A 13,875-nucleotide genomic window follows, 5' to 3' on the forward strand; every position below is an offset into this window, starting at 1 on the left:
GTTACTTCACACTTCCCGCAGTCAGGCCCCCGACGATGTAACGCTGCAGCGCGAGGAACAGGGCAACGGGCAGGATGGCGGCCAGCACCGCACCGGCGGCGAACACCGACCAGTTCTTCGAGAACTCGTCCGAGATGAACTTGTACAGGCCGACGGCGAGCGTCTGCTTATCGGGATCGATCAGGATGACGCTCGCGAGCACGAATTCGCTCGAAGTTCCGATGAACGACAGCAGCCCGACCACCGCAAGGATCGGAGCGACCAGGCGCAGGATGATCGTGAAGAAGATCCGCGCGTGCCCCGCACCATCGATCTTCGCGGCCTCGTCGATCGACGACGGAACCGTGTTGAAGAACCCGTACATGAGATAGGTGTTCACCCCGAGCGCGCCGCCGAGATACACCATGATCAGCCCGATCTGGGAGTTCAGCCCGATCGCCGGGAAGATGTCACCGATCGCCACCATCAGCAGGAAGATCGCGACGACGGCGAGCAGCTGCGGGAACATCTGCACCACCAGAAGCGTGGTGAGGCCCACGCGACGCCCCGTGAACCGCATGCGCGAGAAGGAATACGCCGCGAGCGCGCCGAGGAACACCGTTCCTGCGGCAGTGATCAGCCCGATCACGAGCGTGTTCACAAACCACGCGCCGTAGGGATGCTGGGCACTGGTGAACAGCGAGACATAGCTGTCGAGACTCAGGCGCTGGAAGAGGCCGTTGGCCGTCAGCAGCGTGCCGTTGGGGTTGAAGGATGCCGAGATGACGTACAGCAGCGGGAAGATCGCGAAGATCCCCACCAGGATGCCGATGAGGTGGCGCCATCCGGTCTCGCGGAAGTAGCGGCGGAACGGCCGTTTGGGCGCGGGGGCACCGCCGGGGACGCCGGCTCCCCCGCTGCCGCCGTCGCGGCTCGAGGTGATCTCGGTGTCTTCGTCGGCGACCTTCTCGAGAAGGCCCTTGGCGGCCGGGGCGCCGGGACGGAAGTCGCTCATGTCAGTTCAACTCCTCAAGTGCCTTGGTCTGTCGGAACGCGATGATCGAGATCGTGCCGACGATGAGGAAGATGATGATCGAGAACGCGCTCGCCAACCCGTAGTCGGCAGTCGAACCGACGAAGGCGACCTTGTAGACCATCGTGATCAGGATGTCGGTGGCGCCGACGTTGACGCCGGCTGTCGCATCCCGGGGCCCACCGCCGGTGAGCATATAGATGAGGCTGAAGTTGTTGAAGTTGTAGGCGAACGAGGCGATCAGCAGCGGTGCCACGGCAACCAGCAGCAGTGGGAACTTGATGCTGCGGAAGACCTGCCACGCGTTGGCCCCGTCGACCCGGGCAGCTTCCTGCAGGTCATCAGGGATTGACTGCAGCGCGCCCGTGCAGATGAGGAACATGTACGGGAATCCGAGCCAGAGATTCACCAGGATGATGCTGAACTTGGCCAGCCACTCGTTCGTGAGCCAAGGGATGTCGGCGCCGCCGAACAGGACGACGTTGATGAAGCCGAACTCCTGGTTCATCATGCCCGCCCAGACGAGCGCCGAGAGGAACCCGGGGAACGCGTACGGGAGGATCATGAGGACCCGGTAGTACTTCTTGGACTTCATTCGCGGATCGTTGAAGACGATCGCGAGGAACAGTCCCAGCACAAAGGTCGTCGCCACCGAGAGGAAGGCGAAGACGAACGTCCAGATGAGTACCGAGAAGAACGGTCCGCGAATGGACTCTTCGGTGAAGGCGCGCGTGAAGTTGTCGAAGCCGACGAAGATCTGCCAGCCGGGAAGCAGTTCCGTGCCGTCCTCGGCGGTGAAGGCCCCGGTACCGATGTCGTAGTAGACCGTGCCCGTCCGGGTGTCGGTCATCGTATCTGCCTGCTCGTCGTACACGAGCTTGGACAGGTAGACGTACGCGCTGGAGCCGTCGGGGGTGCGCAGCGACCCGTCGTTGGGGTCTTCGCTGATCTGCACCGCCATCGCGGCGATCTGCTGCTGGTTCGCGACGATGTCGGCGAACGTGAAGCTGTTGTAGCCGTCGAGACCGACAGCCTTGCCGCCGTCCATCTGGGCGTTCTCGACCGGCTCGAGCGGGTTCTCGTCATTTCCGATCTCGACGCCCCCGTCAGGGTCGGTGACCAGGAACGAGAGCTCCCCGAGCTGCTCGACGATCGTGAGCTTGTAGGCGGGGGAATCCGGCACCCGCTCCTGCGCTTGGAGGAGGAGCGCGTTGACGGCGGCGTCCTTGTCACTGTTGTGACCGGTGCCGTAGTTGGTGAAGGCGACGTAGGCGGTGTAGCCGGCCGCGAAGATCTGGAAGACGAAGAGGAAGATGAGCCCGGGAATCAGGTACTTCGCGGGCAGGTTTCCGCGGCTGAAGTAGATGTAGTTCGCGAAGCCCGTGATGAGCAGGATGACGACGATCGGAACCCACTGCTCGCTTTGCATGAGCACGAGCACGGAGTAGAGCGCGAGCGCGTCGATGATCGCCATCGCGACGATCTTCAGCAGCAGGACTTTCCAGCCGACGCCGGCAGTCTCGGCGATGCGGCGGGCGCGCTGTGAGCGCTTCTCACGCCGCGGGTCGATCGCGGGGTCGCGGTTCTCGGTGGTCGGAGCAGACATCCTCATCCCTCTTCCTGAGCAGGGTACAAGGTGGGGTGGCGCTTACGCACCACCCCACCTGCGTGGATCGGATTACTCGATCGCTGCCTGGACGTCGGCCGCCATCTGCGTCCACAGCGCCGGCGCGTCGCCGCCGTTGATGATCGCAGCCTCGGTCACGCCCCAGTACTGCCAGACCGAGCCCATCTCGGGGATGCTCGGCATCGGCACGGCGTTGGCGCCGACCTGGCCGAACCCGGCGACCACGGGGTCGCTCGCTTCGACCTGATCGAAAGCGGCCGTCAGCGCCGGGGCGCGGCCGCCGACCTCGTAGAGGGCAATCTGCACGTCTTCGCTACCGACGTAGTTGACGAGGAACTCGTTGGCAGCGAGGGTGTTCTCGCTCTCCGAGCTCAGGAAGAAGCCCTGCACGCCGGCGAACGGCTGAGCGTCCTGGCCACCGGCCGAGGGGATCGCGTCGACGGAGAAGTTGATCCCCGCCTCTTCGATCGCCGGGACGTTCCACGGGCCGGTCAGGAAGAACGGCGACTTGCCCGAGGTGAAGTTCTCCAGAGCGAGGTCACCGGTGATGTTGGTGTTCAGGATGCCGGCAGCACCCTGCTCGCCTAGCCAGTTCGCGAACTCGACGCCACCTTCGTTGCCGATCTGCAGGTCGTCGGCGTTGTAGCTGCCGTCGGCGTTCTGACCGAACACTGGCGCACCGAACGAGGTCTGGAAGGGGTACAGGTGGTACGGGTCGGCGGCTTCGGGGTCAAGGCCCACGAGGAAGGGGTACTCGGTACCGGCGGCCTGACCCTTGGCGATCATGTCGTTGTAGTCGGTTGCAGCCTCGGACACGAGATCCGTGTTGCGGATGAGGGCGATGTTTTCGATCGCGTAGGGAACGGCGTAGGTCTGGCCGTCGTAGGCCCAGGCGTTGATGGCGACATCCTCGAAGTCGCCCGCCTTGTCGCCGAGCTCGACCGGTGCCACGACACCGTTGGTCACGAGGGTTCCCAGCCAGTCGTGCGCGCCCACCGCGATGTCGGGGCCTTCACCGGTCGGAACCTGCTGGACGAACTGGTCGCGGATCTCGCCGAACTCCTTCTGGACGAGCGTGACCTCGACGCCGGTCTGCTCGGTGAAGTCGGCAGCCGCCGCCTCGAGCACGCCTGCACGGTCGGCGTCGACCCACACGGTGATGGAGCCGGACATGTCCGGCGCCGTGGTCTCGCCACTGTCTGAGCTGCCCGCGCAACCGGCGAGGGTCAGAGATGAAATCGCAGCGATCGCGCCCAGGGCGACGATGCTCCTCGTGTTCACCTTCATTGGTGTGTGCCTCTCTTGAGTGCTGATGGGATCGGCCGTCGCGAGTGTTCCGCGTCGAACCAGTGTGCTCACGGGTTCTGCAAGCGCTTACATTTGTATCATCCGCGTGACAATAATGCGAGAAGACGGTTGGTCATCGATATCAGTTCGTGACTTCCCACAACGGTGGAAGCGCTTCCATGCCCTAGCCCCCGTAGACTTTCCACATGGCTGATTCATCCTTCGACATCGTGAGCAAGGTCGACCACCAGGAGGCCGACAACGCCCTCAACCAGGCCCGCAAAGAGGTCGAGCAGCGCTACGACTTCAAAGGCACCGACGCCTCGATCGCCTGGAGCGGTGAGCAGATCCTCATCAAGGCCAACTCCGAGGAGCGCGCGAAGGCCGTGCTCGACGTGTTCCAGTCGAAGCTGATCAAGCGCGGGATCTCCCTGAAGAGCCTCGACACGGGTGAACCGACGGCCAGCGGCAAGGAATACCGCATCGTCTCGAGCCTGAAGGACGGGATCTCTCAGGAGAACGCGAAGAAGATCGGCAAGATCATCCGCGACGAGGGCCCCAAGTCGGTGAAGTCACAGATCCAGGGCGATGAGCTGCGCGTGCAGTCCAAGAGCAGGGATGACCTGCAGGAAGTCATCCGGATCCTGAAGGCAGCCGACCTCGACGTCGACCTGCAGTTCGTCAACTACCGGTAAGGGTAGCTTCTGACCTGGGATTTTCCGGTTTCAGTCCGCAGGGAGTCCGCAGAATTCTGGATCTGCCGTTCAGGCGGCGACACACACGGCCCACCTATAGCGGGAACACAAGGTTGTGCTCTATCGTTCTGTCTAAGTGGATTGGGCATACCCGATCGGCGCCTGGCCTCCGGATTACCGGGGGCCTTTCGCTTTCAGTAGTGAATCTTCAGACCGTAGCCGTGAATGTCGCCCCTCGCCGACTTCCTCAGCTTGGGGAAGATGATGTCCCATGCCCGGTTCTCTTGCTCAGGTCGGAGCACATGGAGTCCGATCGGTCGTGCGACCATGTCGGCTACCTGGAGTCCCGAGCTGTTGGCTTGCTTGCTCACGCAGAGGAAGTCGAGGGTGCTTGCCATCCCCTGCATCGATGTCCGGTCCATGATGCGTCGGAACTCGAGTTCGAGGTCAGCGTCTTCCTTCTTGCCTCGGCTCTCGAAGATCACGCGGGTGGGTCGGCCTCGCTGCCCAAGTGTTTGCAGGTGCAAGAAGACGCGTTCAAGGCCGAACTCAAGGGCGACATGGTACGGGTTGGTACTCTCACCGCGCCGCTCGAGGTACTGCTCTTTCAGGATCACGCTCGCTGTGACAGCGAACGGGGCTCGAATGAGCAGGTCATTCAGATCCGTCATGAACTCACCCCGAACGGCAGAGTCACGCAGGATGTCGAAGGGGGGTTTGGACTTACGGATGTCCATCTCGTGCAGGACGACCATGTCGTGGCCGAAGTACTTGAACTTGAGACGCTCGACGTCGGGCACGATCTGACCCACGTAGGTCGGCACGTGAAAGATGCAGAACGCGAGAACGAAGACCGGATAGTCGGGGTTGATCTGCGTGAGGCTGTGGTCGCCGCTCTCGTCCACGTACACGACGTAGTCGCCAAAGCGCGGCTCTCCAGGTGAGCGGCCCGGCCATCTTGCCCGCGCGGCCTGCTCGGGCCCACTCGCGGAGTCCGGGGACACCGCCCAGCTCATGGCCCGCTCCTCGATCGCTCAGCACTCTCCCCCGCGTCCAGAATCGTCGCCATGAACTCGGCCGTCGCGCTCCTCGTGCGGTCCTCCGCGGAGGGCCACAGATGACTGTAGGTGTTGAGAGTGATCGAGGGCTGCGCGTGCCCCAGCGCGCGCTGCACGGTGACGACGTCGCACCCTGACGCGATCAGATTCGATGCGAACGTGTGCCGCAGCGTGTGGAGGGTGAGCTCTGCCGGGAGTCCGGTTGCCTCACGGATCCGGCGCCACTCCTCCCCCGCAGTGTTGCGGTTGTACAGGCGGCCGAGCGGCGTCGTGATCAGCGGCTCGTCGGGCTCCGTGAGTCCGTGCGCTGCGACGTGCGCTGAGAGCACGGTCATGAGCTCGCTGGGGACATAGACGGTGCGCTCGCTGCCGTACTTCGGGAGCACGACCGTCGTCGTGGCAATCGTCGACCCTTGCACCTGCCGGCGCACATCGATCGTGCGGGCCAAGAAGTTCACATCACCGAGCTGCAGACCGGCAGCTTCCCCGAGGCGCAGGCCGGCGAACAGGCAGACCTCGACGAAGGGGCGGAAGTCACCGGCAGCATCGAGGACGGCGCGGATCTGGTCGACAGTGAGGATCTTCATCGTCGCCTCGGCCTTGCGGACCCGCGGCGGTTTGATCCCGATGGCGGGGCTCGAGGGAATGACCTTGTCGAGCACTGCGGCGCGGAACGCCATCTGGACGTAGTTCAGCCGGGTGCGGACGGTCGTCGGCGCGAGTCCGCGTTTCGTCTCGCCCGTCACCCAGGATTGCACCGCGGACGGTCGGACAGTGCCGATACCCTCCCCCTTCCAGGGGACACTCTGAATCGCCGTCTGCGCCGCCTCACGGGTGCCTGCGGTCCACGTCTGCCGGTCCATCCACGCCCGTGTGAACTCGCCCCACGTTGCTTCGCCAGCCCGAGGGTCAACGTATTGACCGGTGATGACCGATGTCGTGACTTCATCGAGCCAACGTTGCGCGTCTCGCTTGAGCTTGAAGTGCCGGGCGTGCTCCCGGCCATCGGCGTCCCGGTATCGGGCCCGCCACACCCCATCAGCCCTCTGCTTGATGCTCGCCATGCTCGTCGTCTTCTTCTCTGGATGCCCGTTCCGATTGAGCATCCCGCAGCGCCCGCTCGAGAGCCGCCTGGTTGACGCCGGCCATGTCGCCGTACTGCAGCTTCTGACCGGCAGGGGTCTCCTGATAGCTGTCGGCTAATGTCTCGCCGCTCACAATGAAGGGGATGCGTGGGTCGTCCTCCTCAAGAGTGAACTTCACGGTCCTGGTTATCTGCCCCTTCCGAGGTGGGCTCGACGACGGAAGAAGATTCGCGAGCGCGAATCGAGAGGAGACTTCTAGCCACCACGGCAGCCCGGGTGATTCAGCCTCCTTGCCATCGCCAGCCAAGGGCACCGCCTCAATCGCCCACCTCCACACTTCGAAAGCTCGCTCCTCACCCCACCCCGTGAGTTGCACGGTGGCTCGAGGATCCGACGTGGAGGGCATCAGTAGGGCATTAGGCGGGACTCCGAGCGCCGCCGACAAGGCGATCGCATCGTCGACGTCAACACGACGAGTACCGTTCTCGATCTTGCTCAGGGCCGACTGCGAGATCGGATGAGCGTTAGCCGCGAGGGCGGCTGACAGCTCCTTCAGCGTCCATCCGCGCTGCTGCCGCACACGGCGGACGTTCTCGCGAAAGGTCTGCCCGCTCGGGCCGAGAGTGACGCTCGTGGCGGGCTGGGAATTTTCCATATCGGCGAATCTACGCCGATACTTGACGCCCCCGCAAACGCCATGCATGATATTTCTGTATCGGCGTATCTTCGCCGAAATAGAAACGGAGAAGAGATGACTAAGGATGCACCAGGGCTGCCCAAGTTCTACTTCTGCCCCGAGGTGGCAACGGAACTCCGCCGAACCGAGGCAGCCGTCCGATGGCTGTGGTCAACGGGAGCACTGAAATCGCGAATCGTCGGCGGGCGCCGCGTCAGCACTGCGGAGGACCTGGCTGAGTTCTTCGCCGGCAGCTCCTCGGAGCGCACGAGCACGGCGGCCGCGGTCTGATGGCCGTCGAGACGTGGCGGATGCCCTCGGGTCGTGTCGGGACGATCGATCTCGATCAGCCGGCCGATGCGGTGGATGCGCTGCGTGCCTTGCTTGCCGAGCAGGGCGCTGTAAGAGAAGAGATGCCCCGGTCGGGCGGAGCCGCCGGGGCCGGAATCGAATCACCCCAGAGAGAGGAAACGATCATGACCAGTATCTACGACACCCCCGACAACCTCCAGAAGATTCGTGCTTGGGTCGACGAGTACCGCGCAACGCGCGCGGCAATCGTCAGGGATCTCGAGGCCGATGAGGCGTTCACGGCATGGGTGAACGAGCAGACCTACCCCGGTGTCGCGTTCAACCTTGCCGTCGGCAGCCACCTTCACGATCGAGTGTCGCCGTTCCCCGTCGTCCCGGAATGGGCATCGCATGTCGAGTTCGAGGAGATGGGCGAAGAGGTGACCGTGTGGTTCAACAGCTCGGACTCCGACGTCCGCGTGTGTTGGGGCGTTCACGTCGTTGTCGGAAGCGTGAAGCGGCCAGAAGACACGCGCGACGTGGGTAACGTGATCTGGTTCACTGACTCGCCAAGCATCGTGCTCACGCCGGCCGAGGAGCTCTACGAGGCGAGCGCCGCGCTCGCCTACGCCGAGTCCTTGCGCGCTGCTGCGCATGTGCTCGAAGGGATTCGGGAATCGGCGGTGCCGGTGTGAGCGAGGCGCCGGAGACGGAAGGTGCGGCGCGGGCCTGGCAGCGTGTCGTTGACCACGCCCGCACGGCAGGGCTCTGCGCGACGTGCGCGGCGCAGCTCGCCTGGGGTGTGCAGAACGGCTTCTCGACGGTTCACCCTCCGTGTGACGAGTGTGCGCCGATTATCGCTGGCTGGCCGGTTCCTCGACAGAAAGGCTGGCGAACGCGTACCGGACGCCTTTCGAGGGCTGAGGCGTGGGTAGAGCCCAGGGACACATCAGATCACGGCGCAGGGCGGCTGCTGATGCGATCCGGGCGGGTGGACGAACTACTCAGGGAGCGAGATGGCTGATGCGCGCATCCCGGAGCAGTACCTCACCGACAAGAGGATCCTGCGGCTGACGGACTCAGAACGATCCAGCTTCTTCATGGCGCTGGTCTGGTCAATCTCAAACCGCACAGACGGGCGGATCGAGCGAGGAGACCTACCGCTCATCCCGACGTTCGCGCCCGCAGCGATCCCGGGTCTCGTGCGCTGGGAATGCTGGGTCGTGGACGGTGCCGACGCGTGGCGGATTGCGGACTATGCGCGATGGCAGACCACGCGGTCGGAGTTCGAGGTGCTCGACAACGCGCGTCGCCGCGATCGGGAGAAGAAAGCCCGGCAGCGAGCGAAAGCGAAGGAGAGTCCCGGGGGACAGTCCCCGGGGAACGTCCCGGGGGACATGACAGGCAAGGCAAGGCAAGGCCAGGCAAGGCAAGAGACAGGCAAGGAGAACGACGAAGTCGAAGCAGATCCAACGACGGGCGAGATCGCCGACTGGGCGACTCGTGTTCCGGGGGAGCCGGATTCGTGGATGGAAACAGAGCCAGGCCGGTGGGAGCCGGTCGGGTCGAAGGGAGCAGCATGAGCACCACAGCAGAACTCGATCCGATTCGGCCGATCGACCGTGCGCGGGCGGCGCAGATCGTCTGCGGCCAGGTGACGCGGGACGACGAGATGATCTCGGCCGCAGTGCAGGACACCTTCGCGGATGACTGGGGGTTCGGTGAATGTGGGTCGCTGATCAACGTGATCCGAGCCCTGAGCGAGGACGTCGCGTCGTTGATGGTCGCAGCGTCGGGCGAGCAGAACGCCGCGGAGTTCGCACGCCGCTACCTCGCGCAGCTGCTCGCCGAGGTGGACGAGTGATCCCGCAGCCAGCACGTGGGGACGGTGAGGCAGCATGGCGCGAGTACGCCGGCGACCTCCGGCAGACGCTCGGGCAGGCGTACAAGCTGATCGAGGATCTTGAGGGTGACGTGCGCCGTATGGAGGGTCTGTTGACGGCGTCTCAGCGGCGCGCGAAGAGCGCACGGTCGACGTTGAATCAGGTGCACCGGGATCTAGAGGCCGGTGATGTGAGGAAGGCTCGCGGGCGGCTGGATAGTCGGGCTGCGGCGATCGAGCGGGCGCGGTCGTGAGTCGTCGTCGAGGTGTGGGGCCGGGTCCGTGGGCGCCGCAGGATGACGGGGCGGGATCGGCGCCGTTCGTGCGGCCGCCGTCGTCGCTGCGTGATCCGAATGGGTTCCTGCCGGCGTCTGTGGAGGTCGCCTGGCTGGCGGGCGTGTCCGAGGGCGCTGTCGGAGGGGCGCGGGTAGAATCAGATCAGTAAGTGGATGGCGTCGCAGCCAGTCCGACTCGTGAAAGCCAAGACCGAGGAGCCCGCCGGGGCCAAGGTCGAGGAGCCGAAGCGGGAAGCGGATCCGTTGCGAATGCGAGTGGTCAAGACTGGGTAGCCTGACGGGGCGCCGGTCGAGGAACCTCCGGACACGAGCGAACTGCAGCCTCAGGTTGAACCCGCCTCCCGCGCATCACGTGGTTGAGGTCACATAGGCCGCTGCAGGTCCACTGTTCACGCGCGCACGGCGTATTCGTGCCGGTGCGCACTTGCATTCGAAGGAGTGGTCCCATGGACCTCAAGGAGCAGATGCGAGACACTCTCGCAAAAGCCAAGAAGATCGCCGACGGCGCGAAGACCGCCGGCCGTGAAATGACAGAACCTGAGGTGAAGCTCGCCCAGCAGCATCTGGCCGAGTACGAACGCCTCAAGGCCCTCTACGCGAAGGGTGTTGAGAGCGACGAGATCAAGCGTCGGCTCGGGGCGATCGGCTTCCAGCCGGGGCTTCGTTGAGGGTGCTGCGCCGGCGAAGAGCTGGGGCAAGGGCACACGCCGCAGTGAGTGGGCCGAGAAGGCGATGACGGCCCTGCAGGAACGCGGGCTCGTACACGCCGGATCCCCCGACGGCGTCAAGGCTCTCGTATCGGGATCGATCTCGGTTCCGAACCTTCTGGACGCCGGCGACCCTGTCGAGATCCACGCGCCCCGCCGCACCCTGCTGGATCTGATCGGCCGCGGAAGCCCACGTGACGGCCGGGTCGGCAACGAATTCTCGTACATGCGGCAGACGACCCGCACGAACAACGCGGCAGCGATCGCCGACGGCGAGGACAAGCCCACCTCGATCTACACGTTCGGTGAGGTCACCGACCACTACCGCACGTACGTCAACAAGACCGAAGACCTCCCGTACCGCTACCTCGCCGACTACGAACGCCTCATGGACGTCGTCGAGCAGCAGCTCGCCGAGGACATGATGGTCGCCATCGAGCAGGACATCCTCTCCGGCGAAGGCCCCGACGAGATCGAAGGCACCGACGCTTTCGTCGGGATCCTCGAGACCGCCGGCATCCAGGTGCAGGTATGGGCGACCGACCTGCTCACGACGCTGTCGAACGCGAAGCACAAGTTCATCGCGCAGGAGCTGCCGTTCAACGGATGGGTGCTGAACCCGACCGACCTGCAGACCCTCGAGCTGATGCGCGAGGACGGCGCGACAGGACCGTTCCTGTTCAGCGGACGCTCTGCGATCGAGGACTGGCTCGGCGGGCCCGTCGCCACCAGCGCCGGCATGCCGACAGGCAACGCTCTCGTGGGCGACTTCACCCAGGCAGAGATCATCCCGCTCGGCGACGACGAGCTCGTGGTCGACACCGGCAAGCGCACCACGAACAACACGTTCCTGCTCATGCACGAAGGCCGCTACGGCTTCCGCGTCAAGAAGCCCGGAGCGTTCGTCCAGGTCGAGACCATCGAACCCGAGGAGTGATCCTCACTCAAGGCTCACGCGCCTGCCCTGTTCCCGGGCGCGTGACACGAGTCCGGCAGCTGGTCCTTTCAACGGCTGCCGGACTCACCTCCCAGGGGTAAGGGCGTCCCAATCTCTGCGCACCTCGCCCCCAAACCACTTCTCCGGCAAGTGATTTCCCCATCCAGGTCGAAAACGAATCAGGAGCGCGCGTCACGCGTTACGCACCGAGTCCCCTGGATAGCCGGTTTCGCCTGATATTGCGGGACTCTCACGCTCTTGATCGCGTGACGCTGCGGACGTCCGCGGACGTTACGAGAGCGTCACGTCTCGTTTCGTTGGTCTGAGCGGCTCGCTAGCATCACGCCATGGCAAACATCTCAGTCCCGGTCAGTGACGATAAGGTTCTCGACTACCTCGCGAAGAAGTTCGGGTTCGTGCAAGGTGACCTACGCCTCAGCGACTCTGGAGCTGTCGAGGTGATCCCGCAGCCGCGAGTCGCGAACTCGTCGACCTCCCACATCGTTCGGATCCACTTGGAAGCTTCGTTAGAGCTCGGTGACGTTGAGAAATTAGTCGCGTTCTAGACGCGCAATAGATCGTTCGTTCGCGCGCACATCCAATGTCGTAGTTTCGTGGTTTACTGTGGCTCCAAGAGCACAGGAGGATGCCATGGCACCGGTGATTGACGTCACACGCGAGGATCTGCTTGCTCGCCGCGCCGCGATCCTGCGTCGTATAGAGCTGGACGAGAGGGATTTTGCGGAGGCACGCGCCACTCGCAGCCTGTCCAGCGAAGAGTGGGAAGCAAAGGAAGAGCTTGAGGAGATTGAGTTTCTCCTCGGCGCCGACGACTGAGCCCTCATGATCGACCTGCACGCTCGCGCGGCCGAGTTCGCGCAGCAGGTGCAGGACACCATATCGGCGGTGCTGCCAGGGGACTTCCAGATCGTTTCGATCTCGCACGGCGGACGCTTTGTTGTGAGGCCCGCGGGAGATGAAGCCTCGAAGCAGCACATACCCCTGTTCGTTGACGGTGAGCAGCTCGCGATGCTTGGGGTCCAGGTTTATCTCGGGCTCGACAGTTCCGGGAACTACCTGAAGGCATGGCGGTCAAAGATCGCTGTGCACTCGACGCTCGACCGAACGCCTCTCGTTCGGCAGGAGTTCGACGCGTTGATTTCCGAGAGTGCACCATTAGCTCACTGGCACGTTCACGCCGACCGAGGTGCGCTGTCCCATCTGCTCGGACGAGCGCACGCGGTTCGGCCGGATGTCGTGAGGAAGCCTCACGACATGTCGTCGCTGCATTTTCCTGTCGGTGGAGAGCGATTTCGCCCGTGCATGGAGGACGTGCTCGAGTTCCTCGTCAGGGAGTTCGGTATCGACCACAACGATCGCTGGCAGGACGCGATTCGCGCTGGGCGGGCGAAGTGGCGCCGAATGCAGTTCCGATCAACGGTCCGTGATCTGCAGGACGAAGCTGCTGATGTGCTTCGTGGCCATGGATGGAAAGTTGAGCCTCCTGCCGACCCGCGGGACGAGGGACCTGGTGTCCTACATCGCTGGTGACAGCTGTTCAGTACAGCTTCGCGGGCTTCCCCGCCCAGAACCCGGATGCAGGCTTGTGCACGGTCGCGAACTGTTCGCAGAGCGCGCTGAGTATGCACCGTGAGCAAACCGACGCCATTACTGCCTGAGTGCCCGGGTCCACTTTCTCGGCCGTGTAGAGGTCGTTTCCGGCGCATTCTGGCGGGTGTTCTGCCATTGCCCTGCGGAGGGCGGTGTACTCGGGTCCACCGTGACGGATCCTGACCGCCTCAATGAGGTCTTCAACCGGAACCGCAGGTGTGCGAGTTGACTCACCTGTGTCAACTGACACACCTGAGCCCGGCGGCACATAGTTGGGATCGATCGGCCGGGGCTCGGGTTCGAGTGTGACGCCGTGAAGGCTCAACATCCGCGCCCTGTGAACCGGTGACGCTGCGAGCGTCGACCGAAACCACGCAAATAGCACGGTCCCACGGACGAACCGCGTCCCGTCGATCAGGACCGTCGGCATGCCCTGCCGGCGCCACCGCTTGATCGTCCTGACGTCCCTCCCGATCCGCTTCGCCGCGTCCCGGTACGAGTACAGACGACGTTCATCTGGCAGCGCGCTCACCGGTGCTCCCTCAGTCCGCAGCGAGTCCGCAGAATCCGCATTCCAGCACCGTCAGCGCCAACAACTCACATCAGGCAAACCGCGTAATTCCGGGGTTCACGTCGACTCCCAACACCAGGCATCACCCAGGGAGCAGTTCGTCAACTACCGCTGATCCGCCCCGAACACCTCCGTGGTGG

At 64.0% G+C, this 13,875-nt stretch carries 18 protein-coding genes; 11 read left to right on the top strand and 7 right to left on the bottom strand.

Annotation, left to right across the window (positions count from 1 at the left end; all coding sequences use genetic code 11):
• Position 1: 1 nt before the first annotated feature.
• The 3 genes from MICSW_RS12390 to MICSW_RS12400 all read right to left on the bottom strand — a co-directional run bounded on the left by MICSW_RS12390 (position 2) and on the right by MICSW_RS12400 (position 3,926).
• Positions 2–994, bottom strand: a complete 993-nt coding sequence (locus tag MICSW_RS12390) for a sugar ABC transporter permease (protein WP_464496047.1) — start codon at positions 992–994, stop codon at positions 2–4.
• Position 995: 1 nt separating this feature from the next.
• A complete protein-coding gene (locus tag MICSW_RS12395) occupies positions 996–2,618 on the bottom strand; it encodes an ABC transporter permease subunit (RefSeq protein WP_464496050.1) in 1,623 nt (540 codons plus the stop codon).
• Positions 2,619–2,690: 72 nt separating this feature from the next.
• Positions 2,691–3,926, bottom strand: coding sequence for a sugar ABC transporter substrate-binding protein (locus tag MICSW_RS12400; protein WP_228177903.1), 1,236 nt, complete (start codon positions 3,924–3,926; stop codon positions 2,691–2,693).
• A gap of 206 nt (positions 3,927–4,132) precedes the next feature.
• Here MICSW_RS12400 and MICSW_RS12405 point away from each other — a divergent pair, with 206 nt between their 5' ends.
• Positions 4,133–4,621, top strand: a complete 489-nt coding sequence (locus MICSW_RS12405) for a YajQ family cyclic di-GMP-binding protein (protein WP_228177902.1) — start codon at positions 4,133–4,135, stop codon at positions 4,619–4,621.
• A gap of 194 nt (positions 4,622–4,815) precedes the next feature.
• Here MICSW_RS12405 and MICSW_RS12410 read toward each other — a convergent pair whose 3' ends face one another.
• From MICSW_RS12410 to MICSW_RS12420, 3 genes are read right to left on the bottom strand one after another with little or no spacing between them, the layout of a single operon-like run.
• Positions 4,816–5,637 carry a DUF3800 domain-containing protein gene (locus MICSW_RS12410; RefSeq protein WP_375236513.1) on the bottom strand — a complete coding sequence of 274 codons (822 nt, stop codon included), beginning with the start codon at positions 5,635–5,637 and terminating at the stop codon, positions 4,816–4,818.
• Positions 5,634–6,743 carry a site-specific integrase gene (locus MICSW_RS12415; protein ID WP_464496057.1) on the bottom strand — a complete coding sequence of 370 codons (1,110 nt, stop codon included), beginning with the start codon at positions 6,741–6,743 and terminating at the stop codon, positions 5,634–5,636. The genes MICSW_RS12410 and MICSW_RS12415 overlap by 4 nt, the downstream gene beginning before the upstream one ends.
• Positions 6,718–7,419, bottom strand: a complete 702-nt coding sequence (locus MICSW_RS12420; RefSeq protein ID WP_375236515.1) for a helix-turn-helix domain-containing protein — start codon at positions 7,417–7,419, stop codon at positions 6,718–6,720. The genes MICSW_RS12415 and MICSW_RS12420 overlap by 26 nt, the downstream gene beginning before the upstream one ends.
• Before the next feature lie 96 nt (positions 7,420–7,515).
• Here MICSW_RS12420 and MICSW_RS12425 point away from each other — a divergent pair, with 96 nt between their 5' ends.
• From MICSW_RS12425 to MICSW_RS12470, 10 genes are all read left to right on the top strand, one after another.
• Positions 7,516–7,731: a hypothetical protein gene (locus tag MICSW_RS12425; protein ID WP_375236516.1), complete on the top strand. Its 216-nt coding sequence runs from the start codon at positions 7,516–7,518 to the stop codon at positions 7,729–7,731.
• On the top strand, positions 7,731–8,426 hold the full coding sequence (locus tag MICSW_RS12430; protein ID WP_464496062.1) for a hypothetical protein: 696 nt from the start codon (positions 7,731–7,733) through the stop codon (positions 8,424–8,426). Before MICSW_RS12425 ends, MICSW_RS12430 begins: the two co-directional genes overlap by 1 nt.
• A gap of 321 nt (positions 8,427–8,747) precedes the next feature.
• Positions 8,748–9,314 (top strand): hypothetical protein, encoded by a 567-nt coding sequence (locus tag MICSW_RS12435; protein WP_375236518.1) that lies wholly within the window; start codon positions 8,748–8,750, stop codon positions 9,312–9,314.
• A complete protein-coding gene (locus MICSW_RS12440; RefSeq protein WP_375236519.1) occupies positions 9,311–9,595 on the top strand; it encodes a hypothetical protein in 285 nt (94 codons plus the stop codon). Before MICSW_RS12435 ends, MICSW_RS12440 begins: the two co-directional genes overlap by 4 nt.
• Positions 9,592–9,867, top strand: coding sequence for a hypothetical protein (locus MICSW_RS12445; protein WP_341578583.1), 276 nt, complete (start codon positions 9,592–9,594; stop codon positions 9,865–9,867). The genes MICSW_RS12440 and MICSW_RS12445 overlap by 4 nt, the downstream gene beginning before the upstream one ends.
• A gap of 488 nt (positions 9,868–10,355) precedes the next feature.
• Complete coding sequence (locus MICSW_RS12450; RefSeq protein ID WP_464496069.1) at positions 10,356–10,577, top strand: hypothetical protein; 222 nt, start codon at positions 10,356–10,358, stop codon at positions 10,575–10,577.
• A 64-nt stretch (positions 10,578–10,641) separates the two neighbouring features.
• Entirely contained in the window at positions 10,642–11,553 is a 912-nt protein-coding gene (locus tag MICSW_RS12455) for a phage major capsid protein (RefSeq protein WP_464496073.1), read from the top strand.
• Positions 11,554–11,900: 347 nt separating this feature from the next.
• A complete protein-coding gene (locus tag MICSW_RS12460) occupies positions 11,901–12,119 on the top strand; it encodes a hypothetical protein (RefSeq protein ID WP_375236521.1) in 219 nt (72 codons plus the stop codon).
• Positions 12,120–12,204: 85 nt separating this feature from the next.
• Entirely contained in the window at positions 12,205–12,390 is a 186-nt protein-coding gene (locus tag MICSW_RS12465; protein ID WP_375236522.1) for a hypothetical protein, read from the top strand.
• 6 nt (positions 12,391–12,396) lie between these two features.
• A complete protein-coding gene (locus MICSW_RS12470; protein ID WP_464496077.1) occupies positions 12,397–13,104 on the top strand; it encodes a hypothetical protein in 708 nt (235 codons plus the stop codon).
• Positions 13,105–13,111: 7 nt separating this feature from the next.
• On the opposite strand, the gene MICSW_RS12475 is transcribed toward MICSW_RS12470, so the two are convergent.
• Positions 13,112–13,696, bottom strand: coding sequence for a hypothetical protein (locus tag MICSW_RS12475; RefSeq protein WP_464496078.1), 585 nt, complete (start codon positions 13,694–13,696; stop codon positions 13,112–13,114).
• Positions 13,697–13,875: the final 179 nt, after the last annotated feature.

The sequence above is a fragment of the Microbacterium sp. SW12 genome, assembly GCF_055391095.1.

Bases quoted from the DNA above. Each gene is read 5' to 3' on its own strand.
- MICSW_RS12390 (WP_464496047.1), bottom strand. From the start codon at position 994: ATGAGCGACTTCCGTCCCGGCGCCCCGGCCGCCAAGGGCCTTCTCGAG.
- MICSW_RS12395 (WP_464496050.1), bottom strand. From the start codon at position 2,618: ATGTCTGCTCCGACCACCGAGAACCGCGACCCCGCGATCGACCCGCGG.
- MICSW_RS12400 (WP_228177903.1), bottom strand. From the start codon at position 3,926: ATGAAGGTGAACACGAGGAGCATCGTCGCCCTGGGCGCGATCGCTGCG.
- MICSW_RS12405 (WP_228177902.1), top strand. From the start codon at position 4,133: ATGGCTGATTCATCCTTCGACATCGTGAGCAAGGTCGACCACCAGGAG.
- MICSW_RS12410 (WP_375236513.1), bottom strand. From the start codon at position 5,637: ATGAGCTGGGCGGTGTCCCCGGACTCCGCGAGTGGGCCCGAGCAGGCC.
- MICSW_RS12415 (WP_464496057.1), bottom strand. From the start codon at position 6,743: ATGGCGAGCATCAAGCAGAGGGCTGATGGGGTGTGGCGGGCCCGATAC.
- MICSW_RS12420 (WP_375236515.1), bottom strand. From the start codon at position 7,419: ATGGAAAATTCCCAGCCCGCCACGAGCGTCACTCTCGGCCCGAGCGGG.
- MICSW_RS12425 (WP_375236516.1), top strand. From the start codon at position 7,516: ATGACTAAGGATGCACCAGGGCTGCCCAAGTTCTACTTCTGCCCCGAG.
- MICSW_RS12430 (WP_464496062.1), top strand. From the start codon at position 7,731: ATGGCCGTCGAGACGTGGCGGATGCCCTCGGGTCGTGTCGGGACGATC.
- MICSW_RS12435 (WP_375236518.1), top strand. From the start codon at position 8,748: ATGGCTGATGCGCGCATCCCGGAGCAGTACCTCACCGACAAGAGGATC.
- MICSW_RS12440 (WP_375236519.1), top strand. From the start codon at position 9,311: ATGAGCACCACAGCAGAACTCGATCCGATTCGGCCGATCGACCGTGCG.
- MICSW_RS12450 (WP_464496069.1), top strand. From the start codon at position 10,356: ATGGACCTCAAGGAGCAGATGCGAGACACTCTCGCAAAAGCCAAGAAG.
- MICSW_RS12455 (WP_464496073.1), top strand. From the start codon at position 10,642: ATGACGGCCCTGCAGGAACGCGGGCTCGTACACGCCGGATCCCCCGAC.
- MICSW_RS12460 (WP_375236521.1), top strand. From the start codon at position 11,901: ATGGCAAACATCTCAGTCCCGGTCAGTGACGATAAGGTTCTCGACTAC.
- MICSW_RS12465 (WP_375236522.1), top strand. From the start codon at position 12,205: ATGGCACCGGTGATTGACGTCACACGCGAGGATCTGCTTGCTCGCCGC.
- MICSW_RS12470 (WP_464496077.1), top strand. From the start codon at position 12,397: ATGATCGACCTGCACGCTCGCGCGGCCGAGTTCGCGCAGCAGGTGCAG.